This is a genomic window from Streptomyces djakartensis, assembly GCF_014651075.1.
In the GTDB taxonomy this organism is placed as follows: Bacteria; Actinomycetota; Actinomycetes; order Streptomycetales; family Streptomycetaceae; genus Streptomyces; species Streptomyces djakartensis.
Genome location: NZ_BMWE01000020.1, coordinates 62,185 through 78,112 on the forward strand (window position 1 = coordinate 62,185; position 15,928 = coordinate 78,112).

Annotated in this window: 12 protein-coding genes and 1 pseudogene; 2 read left to right on the plus strand and 11 right to left on the minus strand. The window is 70.7% G+C overall.

Going from position 1 to position 15,928, the window contains the following annotated elements:
• Positions 1-19: 19 nt before the first annotated feature.
• The 11 genes from IE212_RS28030 to IE212_RS28080 all read right to left on the minus strand — a co-directional run bounded on the left by IE212_RS28030 (position 20) and on the right by IE212_RS28080 (position 14,698).
• Positions 20-3,742, minus strand: a complete 3,723-nt coding sequence (locus tag IE212_RS28030) for a ThuA domain-containing protein (RefSeq protein WP_190200760.1) — start codon at positions 3,740-3,742, stop codon at positions 20-22.
• A gap of 263 nt (positions 3,743-4,005) precedes the next feature.
• Positions 4,006-5,004: a sugar phosphate isomerase/epimerase family protein gene (locus IE212_RS28035; RefSeq protein ID WP_190200761.1), complete on the minus strand. Its 999-nt coding sequence runs from the start codon at positions 5,002-5,004 to the stop codon at positions 4,006-4,008.
• Positions 5,005-5,018: 14 nt separating this feature from the next.
• Entirely contained in the window at positions 5,019-6,230 is a 1,212-nt protein-coding gene (locus IE212_RS28040) for a Gfo/Idh/MocA family protein (protein ID WP_190200762.1), read from the minus strand.
• Positions 6,231-6,283: 53 nt separating this feature from the next.
• A complete protein-coding gene (locus IE212_RS28045) occupies positions 6,284-7,330 on the minus strand; it encodes a substrate-binding domain-containing protein (RefSeq protein ID WP_190200763.1) in 1,047 nt (348 codons plus the stop codon).
• 17 nt (positions 7,331-7,347) lie between these two features.
• Positions 7,348-8,367: an ABC transporter permease gene (locus tag IE212_RS28050; RefSeq protein ID WP_190200764.1), complete on the minus strand. Its 1,020-nt coding sequence runs from the start codon at positions 8,365-8,367 to the stop codon at positions 7,348-7,350.
• The gene (locus IE212_RS28055; protein WP_190200765.1) at positions 8,364-9,881 is read right to left on the minus strand and encodes a sugar ABC transporter ATP-binding protein; all 1,518 of its coding nucleotides are present in this window, start codon (positions 9,879-9,881) and stop codon (positions 8,364-8,366) included. Before IE212_RS28055 ends, IE212_RS28050 begins: the two co-directional genes overlap by 4 nt.
• 113 nt (positions 9,882-9,994) lie before the next feature.
• Positions 9,995-11,176, minus strand: a complete 1,182-nt coding sequence (locus IE212_RS28060; protein ID WP_190200766.1) for an ROK family protein — start codon at positions 11,174-11,176, stop codon at positions 9,995-9,997.
• Between the two features lie 240 nt (positions 11,177-11,416).
• Positions 11,417-12,094: a GntR family transcriptional regulator gene (locus IE212_RS28065; protein ID WP_190200767.1), complete on the minus strand. Its 678-nt coding sequence runs from the start codon at positions 12,092-12,094 to the stop codon at positions 11,417-11,419.
• A gap of 71 nt (positions 12,095-12,165) precedes the next feature.
• The gene (locus IE212_RS28070) at positions 12,166-13,104 is read right to left on the minus strand and encodes a beta-ketoacyl-ACP synthase III (protein ID WP_190200768.1); all 939 of its coding nucleotides are present in this window, start codon (positions 13,102-13,104) and stop codon (positions 12,166-12,168) included.
• A 150-nt stretch (positions 13,105-13,254) separates the two neighbouring features.
• A complete protein-coding gene (locus tag IE212_RS28075; protein ID WP_010045941.1) occupies positions 13,255-13,395 on the minus strand; it encodes an MFS transporter small subunit in 141 nt (46 codons plus the stop codon).
• Positions 13,364-14,698, minus strand: a complete 1,335-nt coding sequence (locus IE212_RS28080; protein ID WP_190200769.1) for an OFA family MFS transporter — start codon at positions 14,696-14,698, stop codon at positions 13,364-13,366. Before IE212_RS28080 ends, IE212_RS28075 begins: the two co-directional genes overlap by 32 nt.
• 158 nt (positions 14,699-14,856) lie before the next feature.
• Here IE212_RS28080 and IE212_RS28085 point away from each other — a divergent pair.
• Together IE212_RS28085 and fdhD are read left to right on the plus strand one after the other, a co-directional pair.
• A pseudogene (locus tag IE212_RS28085) lies at positions 14,857-14,997 on the plus strand (2Fe-2S iron-sulfur cluster-binding protein); the annotation flags it as partial.
• A 7-nt stretch (positions 14,998-15,004) separates the two neighbouring features.
• Entirely contained in the window at positions 15,005-15,853 is an 849-nt protein-coding gene (gene fdhD, locus IE212_RS28090; protein WP_190200771.1) for a formate dehydrogenase accessory sulfurtransferase FdhD, read from the plus strand.
• Positions 15,854-15,928: the final 75 nt, after the last annotated feature.

Genomic DNA, 15,928 nt, shown 5'->3' on the forward strand with positions numbered 1-15,928 from the left:
TGTCCCCGCCCGCCGCCGTTCAGTCGCCCTTGACGGGCAGTTCCTTCAACTGGATGTCGCGGAAGGAGACCTGGTCGCCGGCGCCGTGGTTCTGGAGACCGATGTAGCCGTCGGTCAGGCTCCGCGCGGGGTCCTTGTTGGTGAAGTCGTTGATCTTGACTCCGTTGAGGAACACCCGGAGGCGTTCGCCCTCGACCTTGATCTCGTAGGAGTTCCACTGGCCGGGCGGCCGCAGAACCTGGTCACGGGCCTTGATGTCGGCCGACTTGAACGAGTAGACGGATCCCGTGGTGCGCTCGGGCGTGTCCGTGGCGTCGATCTGGATCTCATAGCCCTTGTTCACCGCGGACCAGGGGTCGTCGGAGGCGGGGAAGCCCACGAAGATCCCGGAGTTGTCGTCGCCCCGCATCTTCCAGTCGAGCTTGAGGGAGTACGACTTCAACTCCTTGGCCTGGTACCAGAGCAGGCCCATGCCGCCCTCGGACACCAGGGTGCCGTCCTTGACGTCGAACCTGCCGGGTCCGGCCTGCTTCCAGCCGTCCAGGGTCCGGCCGTTGAAGATCTTCCGGTGGTTCTTGCCGGGCTTGCAGTCCGCCTTGACCTGGCCGGTGGCGTACTGCAGGCCGCCGAGCAGGTGGGCGCGGAAGGCCTCGTCGGCGTAGGACTCCTTGGTGTGGCCGCCGCCGGTGTAGAAGGACCGGCCGCCGCCGTAGTTCTGGCACCAGGCGATCGGGTGGTCGCCCTTCATGGTGCCGCCCTGGTAGGTGGTCTCGTCCAGGGTGGCGAGGACCTTGGCCTTCTCCCGCGGGTTGGTGCGGTAGTTGTACCACTCGTCGGTGCGCTCCCAGGCGTCGCCGAGGTGCGCGGTCGACGGGTGGTCGTGGTCCTCGACGCGGACGGTGGCCTTCTGGATGGCCGGGTGGGACTGGAAGTAGGCGCCGACGAGGCCGCCGTAGAACTCCCAGTCGTACTCGGTGTCGGCGGCGGCGTGGATGCCCAGGTAGCCGCCGCCGTTCTTCACGTAGTTCTCGAACGCCTGCTGCTGCTCGGCGTTCAGCACGTCACCGGTGGTGGACAGGAAGGCCACGGCGTCGTACTTGGCGAGGTTGGCCGTGGTGAACTGCCCGGCCTCCTCGGTGGCGTCGACGGTGATGCCGGCCGGGCCGCCGAGTTCCTTCAGCGCTGTGATGCCCGCCGGGATGGAGTCGTGCCGGAAGCCGGCGGTCTTGGAGAAGACCAGGACCTTCCTTCCGCCCTTGAACGGCTCCTTGGAGAACTCGAAGTCGTCCACGTCGTACAGCGCGCCGTCGCCGCCCCTGAAGACCAGGTAGATCTCCGTGGTGCGCTTGGGCAGGGCCCGCAACGGCACGTCGACGTTCTGGAAGGTCTCCCAGCCGCCGGTCGGCGGGATGTACGCCGAGCCGTGCAGCGGCCCGTCGGGCGAGCCGGTACGCAGTTCGACGAAGCCGCCCGCGCCGCCGGAGGAGGCCCGCACGGTCATCTTCCGCTGCCCGTCGAACCGGTAGGGGGTGAAGGAGATCCAGTCGCCGTCGTTGATGTCGCCGACGGTCTTTCCGCCGTTGGCGCCGGTCTTGTCGATGACCGATACGCCCGACTGGGTGGAGAAGTGCTCGCCCTGGCGGTGCAGCGGCTGGAGCACGGTGCGGGCGGTGCCGGTCAGCGCCTCCTGGCCGTTCGCCCCGCCGTCGGTGTAGCCGGCGCCGACGACGCCGTAGATGTCGGCGTTGGGGTCGTGACCGCCGTCACCGGGGGGCGGCTTCAAGGTGCCCTCGCAGCCCGTCTCGCTGGTCAGCTCGTGGGCGTGGGAGTCGTGGCCGAGGCTGTAGACGACCTTGACCTTGGAGCAGTCGACCGTCTCCTCGGGGTCGGTGACGGTCACCTTGAACGGAACGGGCTTGCCGAACTCGGCCAGGCTGCCGTTGCCCGGGACGTCGATCCGCACCTTGGGTTCGGTGTTGCCGACGACGATCCGGATGCTGGCGTTGCCGGTGTTGCCCTCGGGGTCCCTGACGGTGAGGGTGGCGCTGTACGTGCCGACCTTCTTGTACCGATGGGTGGGGTTGAGGCCCTCGCCTTTGGTGCCGTCACCGAAGTCCCAGCTGTAGGTGAGGTTCGTGGAGTCGGCGTCCTTGGCGGAGCCGGTGAATCGCACCCTCAGGCCGGCCGCCCCGGACGTCTTGTCGGCGCTCACCTCGACGATCGGTGAGAAGCCGTCCTCGGCGTTCTCGATCCGGTACAGCGCGGAGTTCTCGTCGCCCTGGAACCAGGAGACGCCGTAGTCGAGGACGTAGAGCGCCCCGTCGGGGCCGAACTCCATGTCCATGATCTGGGTGCCGGTCCACGGGAAGTCGTTGATCTTCGCGACGGAGCCGTCCCCGTTCTGCTCGATCCGCTTGATCCACCGGCGGCCGAACTCGCCCGCGAAGAAGTCACCGTCGTACGCCTCGGGGAACTTCACGCTGGAGTCGAGCCCGGGGTCGTAGCGGTAGACCGGACCGGCCATCGGGGACTCGGAGCCGGCGCCGAACTCGGGCACGGAGCCGTCGTCGTACGGGATCCAGGCGGGCTGCGCGGGCGGCAGGTCGACGAGGCCCGTGTTGTGCGGCGAGGTGTTCTTCGGGGCGTCGCAGTCGAACTTCTCGCCGGACTCCTTGGTGGCGAAGTCGTAGTCGACGTAGGCGTCGTTGTTCCCGGTGCAGAACGGCCAGCCGAAGTTGGCGGCCTTGGTCACCTTGGCGAACTCGACCTGTCCCGCCGGGCCGCGCTTCGGGTCGGCGGCGCCCGCGTCGGGGCCGTAGTCGCCGACGTACACCGTGCCGGTCTTGTCGTCGACGCTCATCCGGAACGGGTTGCGCAGGCCCATCGCGTAGATCTCGGGACGGGTCTTCTCGGTGCCCGGGGCGAACAGGTTGCCCTCCGGGACGGTGTACGAGCCGTCCTCGGCGACCTTGATACGGAGAATCTTGCCGCGCAGGTCGTTGGTGTTGCCGGCGCTGCGGCGGGCGTCGAAGGCGGGGTTGCGTCCCTCGCGGTCGTCGATCGGGGTGTAGCCGTCGGAGGCGAAGGGGTTGGTGTCGTCGCCGGTCGACAGGTACAGGTTGCCGTCCGCGTCGAAGTCGATGTCGCCGCCGACGTGGCAGCAGGTGCCGCGGGAGGCCGGGACGTCGATGACCTTCTTCTCGCTCGCCGTGTTCAGCGTGCCGTTGGCGTTCAGCACGAAGCGGGAGAGGCGGTTGACACCGTCGAACCTCTTGAAGTCCGCGGCGGTCCCGGTCTCCGGGGCGTCACCCGCGGGTGTGTCGAGCGGCGGGGCGTAGTAGAGGTAGATCGCCCGGTTGTTCTTGAAGTCCGGGTCGACGGCGACTCCCTGGAGGCCTTCCTCGTCGTGACTGTAGACGGGGATCCTGCCGGCGACCTTGGTGACGCCGCCCTGGTCGGTGAGGCGCAGTGTGCCGTCGCGCGCGGTGTGCAGGACGCTGCGGTCCGGGAGCACGGCGAGCGACATCGGCTCGCCCGTCTCGGGTTCGCCCTTGGCGAGCGGCACCTGCTGGAACTGGCCCTCGGCGGCTGCCGGTCGGTCGTGCTCGGGGTGACCGGGGTGAGCGACCGCGACGGTGGCGGGAGAGCCCACGGCGAGCATCAGGCCGGTGAACAGCGCGAGGGTGGTGCGCAGTCCGGGACGCCTCGCGGCGTGGGCGCTTCTGAGTCTGCTTCTGTGCACGAGGTCCCTCCGGGAACGGGGTGTGGCCGTACGGGTGGGTGCGTGAACGTGCGGTGCGGGCGCCGGGGTGCGCGTCACCCCGGGAGGTGCGTGTGTCCTGAACGCTTCAAGGACGGTAACCGGGTCCGGCCGGGGCGAACACCCCTTGCGTCAGGATCCGTTCGGCTTTCCCCCATCACAGGACAAAGCAGAAATCGTGCAGGTCGGAGAGGGGGCCGGCGGTGGTTCCGGCCCCCCGTCCCGGCCTGCGCCGGGTGCCGGGCTCAGCTGTTGAACGCGGCGTCGAAGGACGCGGTGGGCGGTTCGAAGTCGAAGGCCTTCAGCCGGGTCAGCGCCTCGGGGGCGCCTTGGAGCCGGTCCATGCCGGCGTCCTCCCACTCGACCGAGACGGGACCCTGGTAGTCGATGGAGCGCAGCATCCGGAAGACGTCCTCCCAGGGGACGTCGCCGTGTCCCGCGGAGACGAAGTCCCAGCCGCGCCGCGGGTCGCCCCAGGGCAGGTGGGAGCCGAGCCGGCCGTTGCGTCCGTCGAGGCGCTTGCGGGCCTCCTTGCAGTCGACGTGGTAGATGCGGTCGCGGAAGTCCCACAGGAAGCCGACCGGGTCGAGGTCCTGCCAGACGAAGTGGCTCGGGTCGAAGTTGAGGCCGAAGGCGGGGCGCCGGCCGACGGCGTCGAGGGCCTTCTGGGTCGTCCAGTAGTCGTAGGCGATCTCGCTGGGGTGGACCTCGTGCGCGAACCGCACGCCCTCGGCGTCGAAGACGTCGAGGATGGGGTTCCAGCGGTCGGCGAAGTCCTGGTAGCCGCGTTCGATCATCGCGTCGGGCGCGGGCGGGAACATGGCGACCAGGTGCCAGATGGCGGAGCCGGTGAAGCCGATGACCGTGCCGACGCCGAAGGCGGCCGCGGCGCGGGCGGTGTCCTTCATGCGGTCCGCGGCCCGCTGCCGTACCCCTTCCGGGTCGCCGTCGCCCCACACCGCGTCCGGCAGGATCGCCTGGTGGCGTTCGTCGATGATGGCGTCGCAGACGGCCTGGCCGACCAGGTGGTTGGAGATGGCCCAGCACTTGAGGCCGTACTTGTCGAGGAGCTGGTGCCTCGACTCCACGTAGGTGGGATCACTCAGCGCCTTGTCGACTTCGAAGTGGTCTCCCCAGCAGGCGAGTTCGAGGCCGTCGTAGCCGAAGTCGCGGGCCAGGCGGCAGACCTCCTCCAGGGGCAGGTCCGCCCACTGGCCGGTGAAGAGCGTGAAGGTGCGCGGCATGGGAACGGGTCTCCTCAGACTGCGATCGGCGTGTAGACGGAGTTCTTCTCGGCGCTCTCCTCGACCGCGGCGAGCACGCGCTGCACCTGCAGCCCGTCGGCGAAGGAGGGTTCGGGGCGGCGGCCCTCGGCGATGGCGTGGACGAGGTCGCGGGCCTGGTGGATGAAGCTGTGCTCGTAGCCGAGGCCGTGGCCCGGAGGCCACCAGGCGTCCAGGTAGGGATGGTCGGGTTCGGTGACGAGGATCCGGCGGAAGCCGGCCTCCGCGCCGGGCTGGGTGCCGTCGTGGAAGGACAGCTCGTTGAGCCGCTCCAGGTCGAAGGCGAGGGAGCCGCGCTCCCCGTTGAGTTCGATGCGCAGGGCGTTCTTGCGGCCGGTGGCGTAGCGGGTGGCTTCGAAGGAGGCGAGGGCGCCGGAGGGGAAGCGGGCCGTGAAGAGGGCCGCGTCGTCCACGGTGACCTCGCCCGTGCCCGCGGCCGGGACGGCGGTCAGACCGCTGGTGGCGCCGGTGGGCAGGGGCCGTTCCCGTACGAAGGTCTCCGTCAGCGCGGAGACGCCCGACAGCCGCTCCCCCGTCAGGTACTGCGCCAGGTCGACGATGTGCGCGCCCAGGTCGCCCAGCGAGCCCGAGCCGGCCTGCTCCTTGCGCAGCCGCCAGGTCAGCGGGAACTCCGGGTCGACCAGCCAGTCCTGGAGGTACGTCACGCGTACGTGCCGGAGCCTGCCGAGACGGCCCTCGGCGACCATGCGCCGGGCCTGGGCGGCGGCCGGCACCCGGCGGTAGTTGAACCCGACCATCGCCAGCTGCCCGCGGGTGTACGCCTTCTCGGCCGCCAGCGCCATCGAGGTGGCCTCCGCGACGGTGTTGGCGAGGGGCTTCTCGCACAGCACGTGCTTGCCGGCGGCGAGGGCGGCGAGCGCGATCTCGGCGTGGCTGTCGCCGGGGGTGCAGATGTCGACCAGGTCGATGTCGTCCCGTTCCACCAGGGCCCGCCAGTCGGTCTCGACGGATGCCCAGCCGTGCCGGTCGGCCGCCGCCCGCGCGGCGGAGCGGTCCCGGCCGCAGATCACGGCCTGCACGGGGTTCAGCGGCAGGTCGAAGACACGGCCCGCGGTGCGCCAGCCCTGGGAGTGGGCGGCACCCATGAAGGCGTAGCCGACCATCCCCACACGCAAGGGCGGCTTACCTGCCACGGTCCCCTCTGGCTGCTGCTGCGGCTGTCCCATACGGGTGTCCTCCTCGTCCTGGTCGGGTGGCGCAGGTGGGGGTGCGGGCGCGGTCACTTGAAGCCGGTGGACATGTACTGGTCGACGTTGGTCTTGTCGACGACCGCCGAGTAGAGCGTGACCGACGACGGGATCTCGAACTCGGCCATGCCGCCGATGCCCTTGCCCTGGCCGAGAGCGCGGGCGAGGTCGATCGCGGAGGCGGCCATGGTCGGCGGGTAGAGCACCGTCGCCTTCAGCACGCCGTCGTCCTGCTTGATGGCCTGGAAGGCGGAGAGCGCGCCGGCGCCGCCGACCATCAGGAAGCCGTCCCGCCCGGCCTGCTCGATGGCGCGCAGCGCGCCCACGCCCTGGTCGTCGTCGTGGTTCCACAGCGCGTCGAACTTCGACTGGGCCTGGAGCAACTGGGCCATCTTGGCCTGCCCGGACTCGACGGTGAACTCGGCGGCCTGCCGGGCGACCTTCTTGATGTTGGGGTAGTTCTTCAGGGCGTCGTCGAAGCCCTTGGTGCGCTGCTTGGTCAGTTCCAGGTTGTCCAGGCCGGCCAGTTCGATGACGCGGGCGCCCGGCTTCCCCTTGAGTTTCTCGCCGATGTAGTGGCCGGCGTTGAGGCCCATGCCGTAGTTGTCGCCGCCGATCCAGCAGCGGTACGCCTGAGGCGTGTTGAAGATGCGGTCGAGGTTGACGACGGGGATGCCGGCGCGCATCGCCTTCAGCCCGACCTGGGTGAGGGCCTTGCCGTCGGCGGGCAGCACGACCAGGACGTCGACCTTCTTGTTGATGAGGGTCTCGATCTGGCCGATCTGCTGGGCGGTGTCGTTGGAGCCCTCGGTGATCTCCAGGGTGACGTCGGAGTACTTCTCGGCGCGGCTCTTGGCGTTGTCGTTGATGGCGTTGAGCCAGCCGTGGTCGGCCTGCGGGCCGGCGAAGCCGATGGTGACCTGCTTGCCGGGCTTGTCGTCGGCGGCCGGCTGCTCGTTGCCGGCCGGTTCGTCCTTGGAGTCGGACGGCTCGTTGCTCGTGCACCCCGTGAGGAGGGCACCGGCGGAGACGGCGGCGGCCCCGAAGAGCAGTCCTCTGCGGCTCGTGATCTCTGTCATGGCGGGGAACCCTTTCCTCAGGTCGTGCTCGCGGTACGGCGCTGGACCAGCACGGCGGCGACGATGATCGCTCCCTTGGCGATCTGCTGGACGTCGCTCTGCAGGTTGTTCAGGGCGAAGATGTTGGTGATCGTGGTGAAGATCAGGACGCCGAGGACCGAGCCGGTGATGGTGCCCCGGCCACCGGTGAGCAGCGTGCCGCCGATGATCGCGGCGGCGATGGCGTCGAGTTCGTAGAGGTTGCCGTTGGTGTTCTGGCCGGAGCCGGACAGGACGATCAGCAGGAAGGCGGCGATGCCGCAGCACAGACCGGACAGCAGGTAGAGGTAGAGCCGCTGGCGGCGGACGTCGATGCCGGCGAGCCGGGCGGCCTCCGGGTTGCCGCCGACGGCGACCGTGCGGCGGCCGAACGTGGTGCGGTTGAGCACCAGCCAGCCGACGACCGTGACCAGGGCGAAGACCAGCACCAGGGGCGGGACGCCGAGGACGTAGGCGTCGCGCTCGCCCAGGTCGAGCACTGACGGCACGGTGACGATCTGCGTCTTCCCGTCGGTGATCTGCAGGGCCAGGCCTCGGGCGGAGGCCAGCATGGCGAGGGTGGCGATGAACGGCACCATCGCCCCGTAGGCGATGAGCACGCCGTTGACCAGGCCGCAGCCGACTCCGACGACGACCGCCGTGAAGAGGATGCCGGCGAAGCCGTACTCCTGGGTGGCGACGGTGGTGGCCCACACCGAGGCGAGGGCGACGATCGCGCCGACCGAGAGGTCGATGCCGCCGGAGACGATGACGAAGGTCATGCCGACGGTGACGACGCCGATGACGGACGCCTGGGTGAGGACGAGTTGCAGGTTGCGGGTGTCGAGGAACTCGTCGGGCTTGGTGATGCCGCCGATGACGACGAGCGCGGCGAGCACGCCGAGCAGGGACAGGGTGCGGACGTCGGCGCGGGCCAGCAGGCCGCGCCAGGCCGGGGGTTCAGCGGTGGGCACCGTGTCGGTGCTGCTGTCCCGCGGCGGGGAGACGGGCTGCGTCATGACGCCGGGCTTCCTTCCATGACCAGGTCGAGTACGCGGTGTTCGTCGAGTTCGCGCGCGGGTGCCGTGTGGACGACACGGCCTTCGCGCAGCACCAGGACGCGGTCGGCGAGGCCGAGCACCTCGGGCACCTCGCTGGAGACCAGCAGCACGGCGAGGCCCTCGTCGGCCAGCCGGCGGACGACCGCGTAGAGCTCGGCGCGGGCGCCGACGTCGACGCCGCGGGTGGGTTCGTCGAGCAGCAGCACCTTGCAGCCGCGCAGCAGCCAGCGGGCGAGGACGGCCTTCTGCTGGTTGCCGCCGGACAGGGTGCGCACGGGCACCGACGGGTTGTCGGGGCGCAGCGACAGCTCGCGGGTCGCGGCCCGGGCGGCGCCCAGTTCGGCGCCCCGGTCGATCCAGCCGCCGCGCGAGAAGCGGGACATGGAGGAGACCGACACGTTGCGGGTGACGGACTCCAGCATCAGCAGGGCCTGCGCCTTGCGTTCCTCGGGGGCGAGCCCGAGCCCGGCCCGGACGGCGGCCCGGACGCTTCCCGGCCGCAACGGCTCGCCGTCGACCAGCACCTGACCGGACGTCGGCCTGCGGGCCCCGTAGACGGTCTCCAGGATCTCGGAGCGGCCCGAGCCGACGAGTCCCGCGAGGCCGACGATCTCGCCCGGCCGCACGTCCAGGTCGAAAGGCTCGAACTCACCGGTCCGGGACAGCTGCCGGACCTTCAGGACGGGCTCCCCCGACGGCGGGGAGACGGGCCGGCCGGGGAAGACGTACTCGACGTTGCGGCCGGTCATCAGGGCGACGACCTCACGGGTCGGGGTCGACTTCGCGGGGAGTCCGTTCGCGACGGCCCGGCCGTCCTTCAGGACGGTCACCCGGTCGCCGATGCGGCGGATCTCCTCGAGACGGTGCGAGATGTAGACGACGGCGACTCCGGCGGCGGTGAGGTCACCGACGATGCGGAAGAGGTTGTCGACCTCGTCGGGGTCGAGGGCGGCGGACGGCTCGTCCATCACGATGAGCCGCACGTCGTGGGAGAGCGCCCTGGCCATGGACACGATCTGCTGTTGTGCCGCCGACAACTCCCCGACGAGTCGGGCCGGGTCGATCTCCGCATGGCCGAGCCGCTCCAGCAGGGCGGCCGTCGACGCCTTGGCCGCCTTGCCCCGGACGACGAAGCCGGCGGCGGTCGGTTCGTGTCCCAGGTGGACGTTCTCGGCGACCGACAGGTGCTCCACCAGGTCGAGTTCCTGGTAGATGGTCGCGATGCCGAGACGCATGGCGGCGATCGGTGAACGGAGGGCGACCTCCTCGCCGCGCCAGCGGAGGCGGCCGGTGTCGGGCTGGTGGGCACCGGCCAGGACCTTGATCAGGGTCGACTTGCCTGCGCCGTTCTGGCCGAGGAGGCAGTGCACCTCGCCGGCCTGGACATCGAGGTCGACGCCGTCGAGGGCCCGGACTCCGGGGAACGACTTGGTGATTTTGGACATGCTGAGCAGCGGTGATTCTGGTGCCATGAGGTCCCCTTGGCAGGCGTGCGGGCCGGTTCAGGGCAGGGCTCGGTACCGAAAGCGTGGTGCTGGCGTGCTGACGTGCGCTTGTGCTGACGTGCGCTTGTGCTGACGTGCGCTTACGCGGGTGAGAACAGGTGGTCGCTGATGAGCCGGGCCGCGCCGATGACGCCGGCGGCGGGTCCCAACTCACCCAGCACGATGGGAAGGTTGCCGGTCGCCAGCGGCAGCGACTGGCGGTAGACCTGGGTGCGGATCGCGGCGAGCAGGGTGTGGCCGAGTCCGGTCACCCCGCCGCCGATCACCACGAGGCCCGGGTTGAAGAAGCTGACCAGGCCGGCGATGACCTGGCCGGTGCGGTCGCCGCCCTCGCGGATCAGTTCGAGCGCGGTGGGGTCACCGGCGGCCGCCGCGGCGGCGACGTCGACGGCGCTGAGGTCGCCGCCCGTCTCCAGCCGCGAGGCCAGTTCGGCCGAAAGCCCCTGCTGAGCGGCCTCCATGGCGTCGCGGGCGAGGGCTGCCCCGCTGAAGTGGGCCTCCAGGCAGCCCCGGTTGCCGCAGGCACAGGGGCGGCCGTCGGGAACGGCCTGGATGTGCCCGATGTCACCGGCGCTGCCCGTCGTACCGCGGTAGACCTCGCCGCCGACGACGATGCCGCAGCCGATGCCGGTGCCGATCTTGACGCAGAGGAAGTCGGCGACGGTCCGGGCGACGCCCGCGTGCTGCTCGCCCATCGCCATGAGGTTCACGTCGTTGTCGACCATGACCGGGCAGCCGAGTTCCTGGCTGAGCGCCTCCCGCACGGGGAAGCCGTCCCAGCCCGGCATGATCGGCGGCGCCACCGGGACGCCCTCGGGGAAGCGGACCGGGCCCGGGACGCCGATACCGGCGCCGTCGAACCCCTCCGCGAGTCCGGAGGACCTGAGCTTCGCGGCCATGGCCAGCACCTGCTCGAAGACCGCGACCGGGCCTTCCCGCACGTCCATGGGCTGGTTGAGGTGCCCGAGCGTCTCCAGCTCGGCGTTGGTGACGGCGACGTCGATGGAGGTCGCGCCGATGTCGACGCCGAGGAAGCGCAGTTCGGGGTTGAGCCGGATGTTGTGGCTGCGGCGCCCGCCGCGCGAGGCGGCGAGTCCGTCGGCCACGACCAACCGCGTCTGAAGCAGCCGGTCCACCTCCACGGCGAGCTTGGAACGCGAGAGGTCGACCTGGTCGCCCAGCTGGGCGCGGGAGTTGGGCCCGCCGTCGCGCAGCAGCTTCAGCAGTCGGGCCTGATGGGCGTTTCCGGGTCGTGCGGTCATACGTCTCACGATCCCCTCCCCGCCTCATCGGCCTGTGCGCGCCGGCTTTCCGCCACATCGGTGGCCTGCTTTCGGAGGGAACGTAGCAGCGGCTGCCCAGGGTGGGAAGAAGTCGCGCGGGAATTGCCCCCGACTTTCTCCACTCAGAGGACAAAGACGGGGGCGGCGGGCCGTGCGGGGCAGGCCCCGGTGGGCCGGAACGACGCAGCCGCAGGCCGGTGCTGACGACCGGGTGAGGCGCTAGGAACGCGCCCGCGCGTGGTACGACCTGCGCGTGTGCTCCGTGTGCTCGCGCATCAGCCGGGTGGCCCGCTGTTCGTCGCGGTCGGCGATCGCGGCGATGAGTTCACGGTGTTCGGTCCAGGACTGGTGGCCGCGCCGGCGGGCCACCGGCGTGTAGTACCAGCGGACGCGCCGGTCGACCTGGGCGGCGAGTTCCGCGAGGACGGCGTTGCCGGCCAGATCCATGATCTTCGCGTGGAAGCGGGCGTTCAGGGCGACGGCGCCGTCCACGTCGTCCGCCTCGACGGCCTGCTCGCCCTGCGCGCACAGCGATTCAAGGGCGGCGATCCCGGCGCTGTTCGCGTTCGCCGCCGCGAGCCGGGCCGCCTCGGCTTCCAGCAGCGTACGGACCGTAAGGAGCTGGTCGGCCTCCTCCTCCGTGGGCTCGTGGACGAACGCGCCCTGGGCGGGCCGCAGATCGACCCATCCCTCGGTGTTGAGCCGCTGCAGTGCCTCGCGCACCGGCTGCCGGGAGACTCCCAGGTGCCCGGCGAGTTCGCTTTCGACGAGGTGCCGGCCGGGCTGGAGGGCACGGGTGGTGATGAGTTCGAGCAGCGCCTCGTACACGCGGTCGCGCAGCGGGCCCGGGCGTTCCAGCTTGGGTACCGCCCCCTGGGGCAGGCCTGTCGACAGCATCGCGGTCCCCCTCCTCGGCAGGGCCGTGCACAGCGCGGCGGAAGCTCACCGCGGAGTCAGTATCGATTGCCTCAGGGGCAGCGGACGACCTGCCCCGCGTACGACAGGTTCCCGCCGAAGCCGAACAGCAGTACCGGGTCGCCGGTGGTGACCGCGCCCTGCTCGACCAGCTTGGAGAAGGCCAGCGGGATACTCGCGGCCGAGGTGTTGCCGGACTCGGTGACATCGCGGGCCACGACCGCGTTCACGGCACCGATCTTCTCGGCGAGGGGTTCGATGATGCGCAGGTTGGCCTGGTGGAGCACGACCCCGGCGAGGTCCTCCGGCACCATCCCGGCCCGTTCGCACGCCCGGCGTGCGATGGGCGGCAGCTGGGTGGTCGCCCAGCGGTAGACGCTCTGGCCCTCCTGGGCGAACCGTGGCGGGGTGCCCTCGATCCGCACCGCGTGCCCCATCTCCGGCACCGAGCCCCACAGCACCGGCCCGATGCCGGCCTCCGAAGAGGCTTCGACGACCGCCGCCCCCGCCCCGTCGCCGACGAGCACGCACGTGGTGCGGTCGCTCCAGTCGGTCACGTCGGACATCTTGTCGGCGCCGATGACGAGCGCGCGGCTCGCGCCGCCCGCGCGGACGGTGTGGTCGGCGGTGGCCAGCGCGTGGGTGAAGCCCGCGCACACGACGTTGAGGTCCATCGTGGCGGGCCGCGGGATGCCGAGGCGGGAGGCGACCCGGGCGGCGGTGTTGGGTGAGCGGTCGACCGCGGTGGAGGTGGCCACCAGCACCAGGTCGATGTCGGCCGGGGCCAGTCCGGCCGCCGCGAGGGCCTTGGCCCCGGCGTGGGCGGCCAGTTCGTCGACCGGCTCGTCGGCCTCGGCGACGTGGCGGGTGCGGATGCCCACCCGGCTCCTGATCCACTCGTCACTGGTGTCGACCATGCCCGCCAGATCCTCGTTGGTGAGCACCTTGGCGGGCTGGTAGTGGCCGACTGCGGCGATGCGCGAGCCGTTCATGCGGGCGGTCCCCCTCGTTGCCTTGGGTAGCGGGACACACCAGTCTGATCAGTGACTCGCCGGTACGCGGGCAGGCAAGGCGACAGGAAACGGGCGTCCGCGTTGTCAGCTTCGATCAGATCCTCGGACGCCCGCACATGTATCCCTCACCTAGCCGGTGAACAGCTGCGTCGCCTTCCGGACCAGCTCGTACAGCCCGTAGGCGAGGGGGACGCCCACCCACACCCAGGCGAAGGCGATCAGCCACCGCCGGTCCGGGCTAGGCGGACTCTGACTGCTGTCGCTGGACACGGTCGGCCTCCTTCGGCTGTGGGACGTGGTGGCGGGGGTCGACCGGCCGGACCAGTTCGTTGGCGACGAAGCCGACGGCGAGCAGCCCGATCATGATGACGAACGACAGTCCGTACAGGGACGCGCCGTGCCGGCCGGCCTCCTCCTGCCGGTCGGCGATCCAGTTCACGATGAGCGGCCCGAGGACGCCGGCCGTGGACCAGGCGGTGAGCAGGCGCCCGTGGATCGCGCCGACCTGGTACGTGCCGAACAGGTCCTTCAGATAGGCGGGAACCGTGGCGAATCCACCTCCGTAGAAGGAGAGGATGACCAGGGCGCACAGGATGAACAGGGGCTTGGAGGAGTCGCCGAAGAGGGCGATGAAGGCGTACATCAGGGCGCCGACGCCCAGGTAGACGCGGTAGATGTTCTTGCGGCCGATGAGGTCGGACGTCGAGGACCAGCCGATGCGGCCCGCCATGTTCGCCGCCGACAGCAGCGCGACGAATCCGGCGGCGGCCGTCACCGACACCGGTGTGGAGGTGTCGGCGAAGAAGTCCGTGATCATCGGCGCGGCCTTCTCCAGGATGCCGATGCCCGCGGTGACGTTCATGCAGAGCACGATCCACAGCAACCAGAACTGAGGGGTGCGCAGGGCCTGGTTCGCGGAGACCTGTGGGCCGGTGGGGGCTTGTCGCGCGGTTCCCCGCGCCCCTGGGGCCTGGCGCGGGACCCGGACCAGCAGAACACCCAGCAGCATGAAGGCGGCGTAGGAAAACCCGTGCACGAGGAAGGCCAGCGCGATGCCGGAGCTGTCGGCGCCGAACGACTGAAGCATCTGCGCCGACCACGGCGAGGCGATCAGCGCGCCGCCGCCGAAGCCCATGATGGCGATGCCGGTGGCCATGCCGGGCCGGTCCGGGAACCACTTGATCAGGGTGGAGACGGGCGAGATGTAGCCGATGCCGAGGCCGATACCGCCGACGAAACCGTAGCCGAGGACGATCAGCCAGTACCGCTCCGTGGCCGCGCCCAGCGCGGAGAGCAGGAAGCCGGACGAGAAGCAGACCAGGGCGACGGTCATCGCCCAGCGCGGGCCGTTGCGTTCCACGAGCGTGCCGCCGAAAGCGGCCGACAGCCCCAGCATGACGATGCCCAGCTGGAAGGGCAGCGCGCTCTGGGTGCCGCTCAGACCGAGCGCGGACTCCAGAGGCGGTTTGAACACGCTCCAGGCATAGGCCTGGCCGATGGAGAGATGCACGGAGAGGGCGGCGGGCGGGACGAGCCAGCGGCTCCAGCCCGGGGGTGCTACGGGGGGACTCATGAACCCCGGACAGTAGGGATCCGCAGGGGAGTTGAGAAGTCGGCGCGTCGACCGTGTGCGGTGAGCGGTAGCCGGCCTGCGCCGAACGGTCGGCGCACGGACCCTTGCCGCCCGGCCTCCGCACTGCAGCACCATGTCGCCGGCACACGTACGGCAGCGGAGTGGGCTGTGACCTGACGCCGCACGTGCGGGACAATGAGACCGTGAAGGTCACCTCGCCGCACGACGACCCGGTGCCCCACTGCGATCTCCGCATCAAGGGCCGTTTCGGCCACCGGCACATACAGAACCGGGACTGATCAGGACATGGGACGAGTCACGGAACGACGCAAGGTGCTCCGCATCCGGGACGGTGCGGTCTCCAGCCGCCCGGACACGCTGGTGACCGAGGAACCCCTGGAGATCCGGCTGAACGGAAAGCCCCTGGCCATCACCATGCGCACCCCGGGCGACGACTTCGCGCTGGCGGCGGGCTTCCTGGTGAGCGAGGGGGTGCTGGGCACGCGGCGGGACCTGCGGAACATCGTGTACTGCGCCGGGGCCACGGCCGACGGCTCGAACACGTACAACGTGGTCGACGTGCAGACGGCCCCGGACGTGGTGATCCCCGACATCACACTCGAACGGAACGTGTACACCACGTCCTCGTGCGGCCTGTGCGGCAAGGCGTCGCTGGACGCGGTCCGGACGACGGCCCGCTGGCCCATCGCCGACACCCCCAAGGTGCGGGTCTCCCCCGAGCTGCTGGCCGGCCTGCCCGACCGGCTGCGCGCCGCCCAGCGGGTCTTCGACCGGACGGGGGGCCTGCACGCCGCGGCACTGTTCTCGGAGGGCGGTGAGCTGCTGGACGTCCGGGAGGACGTGGGCCGGCACAACGCGGTCGACAAGCTGGTCGGCCGCGCACTGCAGAACGGGGAGCTGCCGCTTTCCCGGGCGGTCCTGCTCGTCTCGGGCCGGGCCTCCTTCGAGCTGGCGCAGAAGGCCGTGATGGCCGGCATACCGGTCCTGGCGGCGGTCTCGGCGCCGTCCTCGCTGGCGGTGGACCTGGCCGCCGAGGCGGGCCTGACCCTGGTGGGCTTCCTGCGGGGCGGCTCCATGAACGTGTACGCGGGTGAGGACCGCGTCGCCCTGCGGGCGGCGACCGCCCAGGGCTGAGCAGGTTCCCCCGCCGCACCGCGGCGGGACCCCGAGCTGCGGGGAGCGCCCCCTGCGCCTCTGGGGGCCCGCCTC

What these genes read in the sequence shown, in the direction of transcription:
- IE212_RS28035 (WP_190200761.1), bottom strand. Translation starts at nt 5,004, where the DNA reads ATGCCGCGCACCTTCACGCTCTTCACCGGCCAGTGGGCGGACCTGCCC.
- IE212_RS28040 (WP_190200762.1), bottom strand. Translation starts at nt 6,230, where the DNA reads ATGGGACAGCCGCAGCAGCAGCCAGAGGGGACCGTGGCAGGTAAGCCG.
- IE212_RS28045 (WP_190200763.1), bottom strand. Translation starts at nt 7,330, where the DNA reads ATGACAGAGATCACGAGCCGCAGAGGACTGCTCTTCGGGGCCGCCGCC.
- IE212_RS28050 (WP_190200764.1), bottom strand. Translation starts at nt 8,367, where the DNA reads ATGACGCAGCCCGTCTCCCCGCCGCGGGACAGCAGCACCGACACGGTG.
- IE212_RS28055 (WP_190200765.1), bottom strand. Translation starts at nt 9,881, where the DNA reads ATGGCACCAGAATCACCGCTGCTCAGCATGTCCAAAATCACCAAGTCG.
- IE212_RS28060 (WP_190200766.1), bottom strand. Translation starts at nt 11,176, where the DNA reads ATGACCGCACGACCCGGAAACGCCCATCAGGCCCGACTGCTGAAGCTG.
- IE212_RS28065 (WP_190200767.1), bottom strand. Translation starts at nt 12,094, where the DNA reads ATGCTGTCGACAGGCCTGCCCCAGGGGGCGGTACCCAAGCTGGAACGC.
- IE212_RS28070 (WP_190200768.1), bottom strand. Translation starts at nt 13,104, where the DNA reads ATGAACGGCTCGCGCATCGCCGCAGTCGGCCACTACCAGCCCGCCAAG.
- IE212_RS28080 (WP_190200769.1), bottom strand. Translation starts at nt 14,698, where the DNA reads ATGAGTCCCCCCGTAGCACCCCCGGGCTGGAGCCGCTGGCTCGTCCCG.
- fdhD (WP_190200771.1), top strand. Translation starts at nt 15,005, where the DNA reads ATGGGACGAGTCACGGAACGACGCAAGGTGCTCCGCATCCGGGACGGT.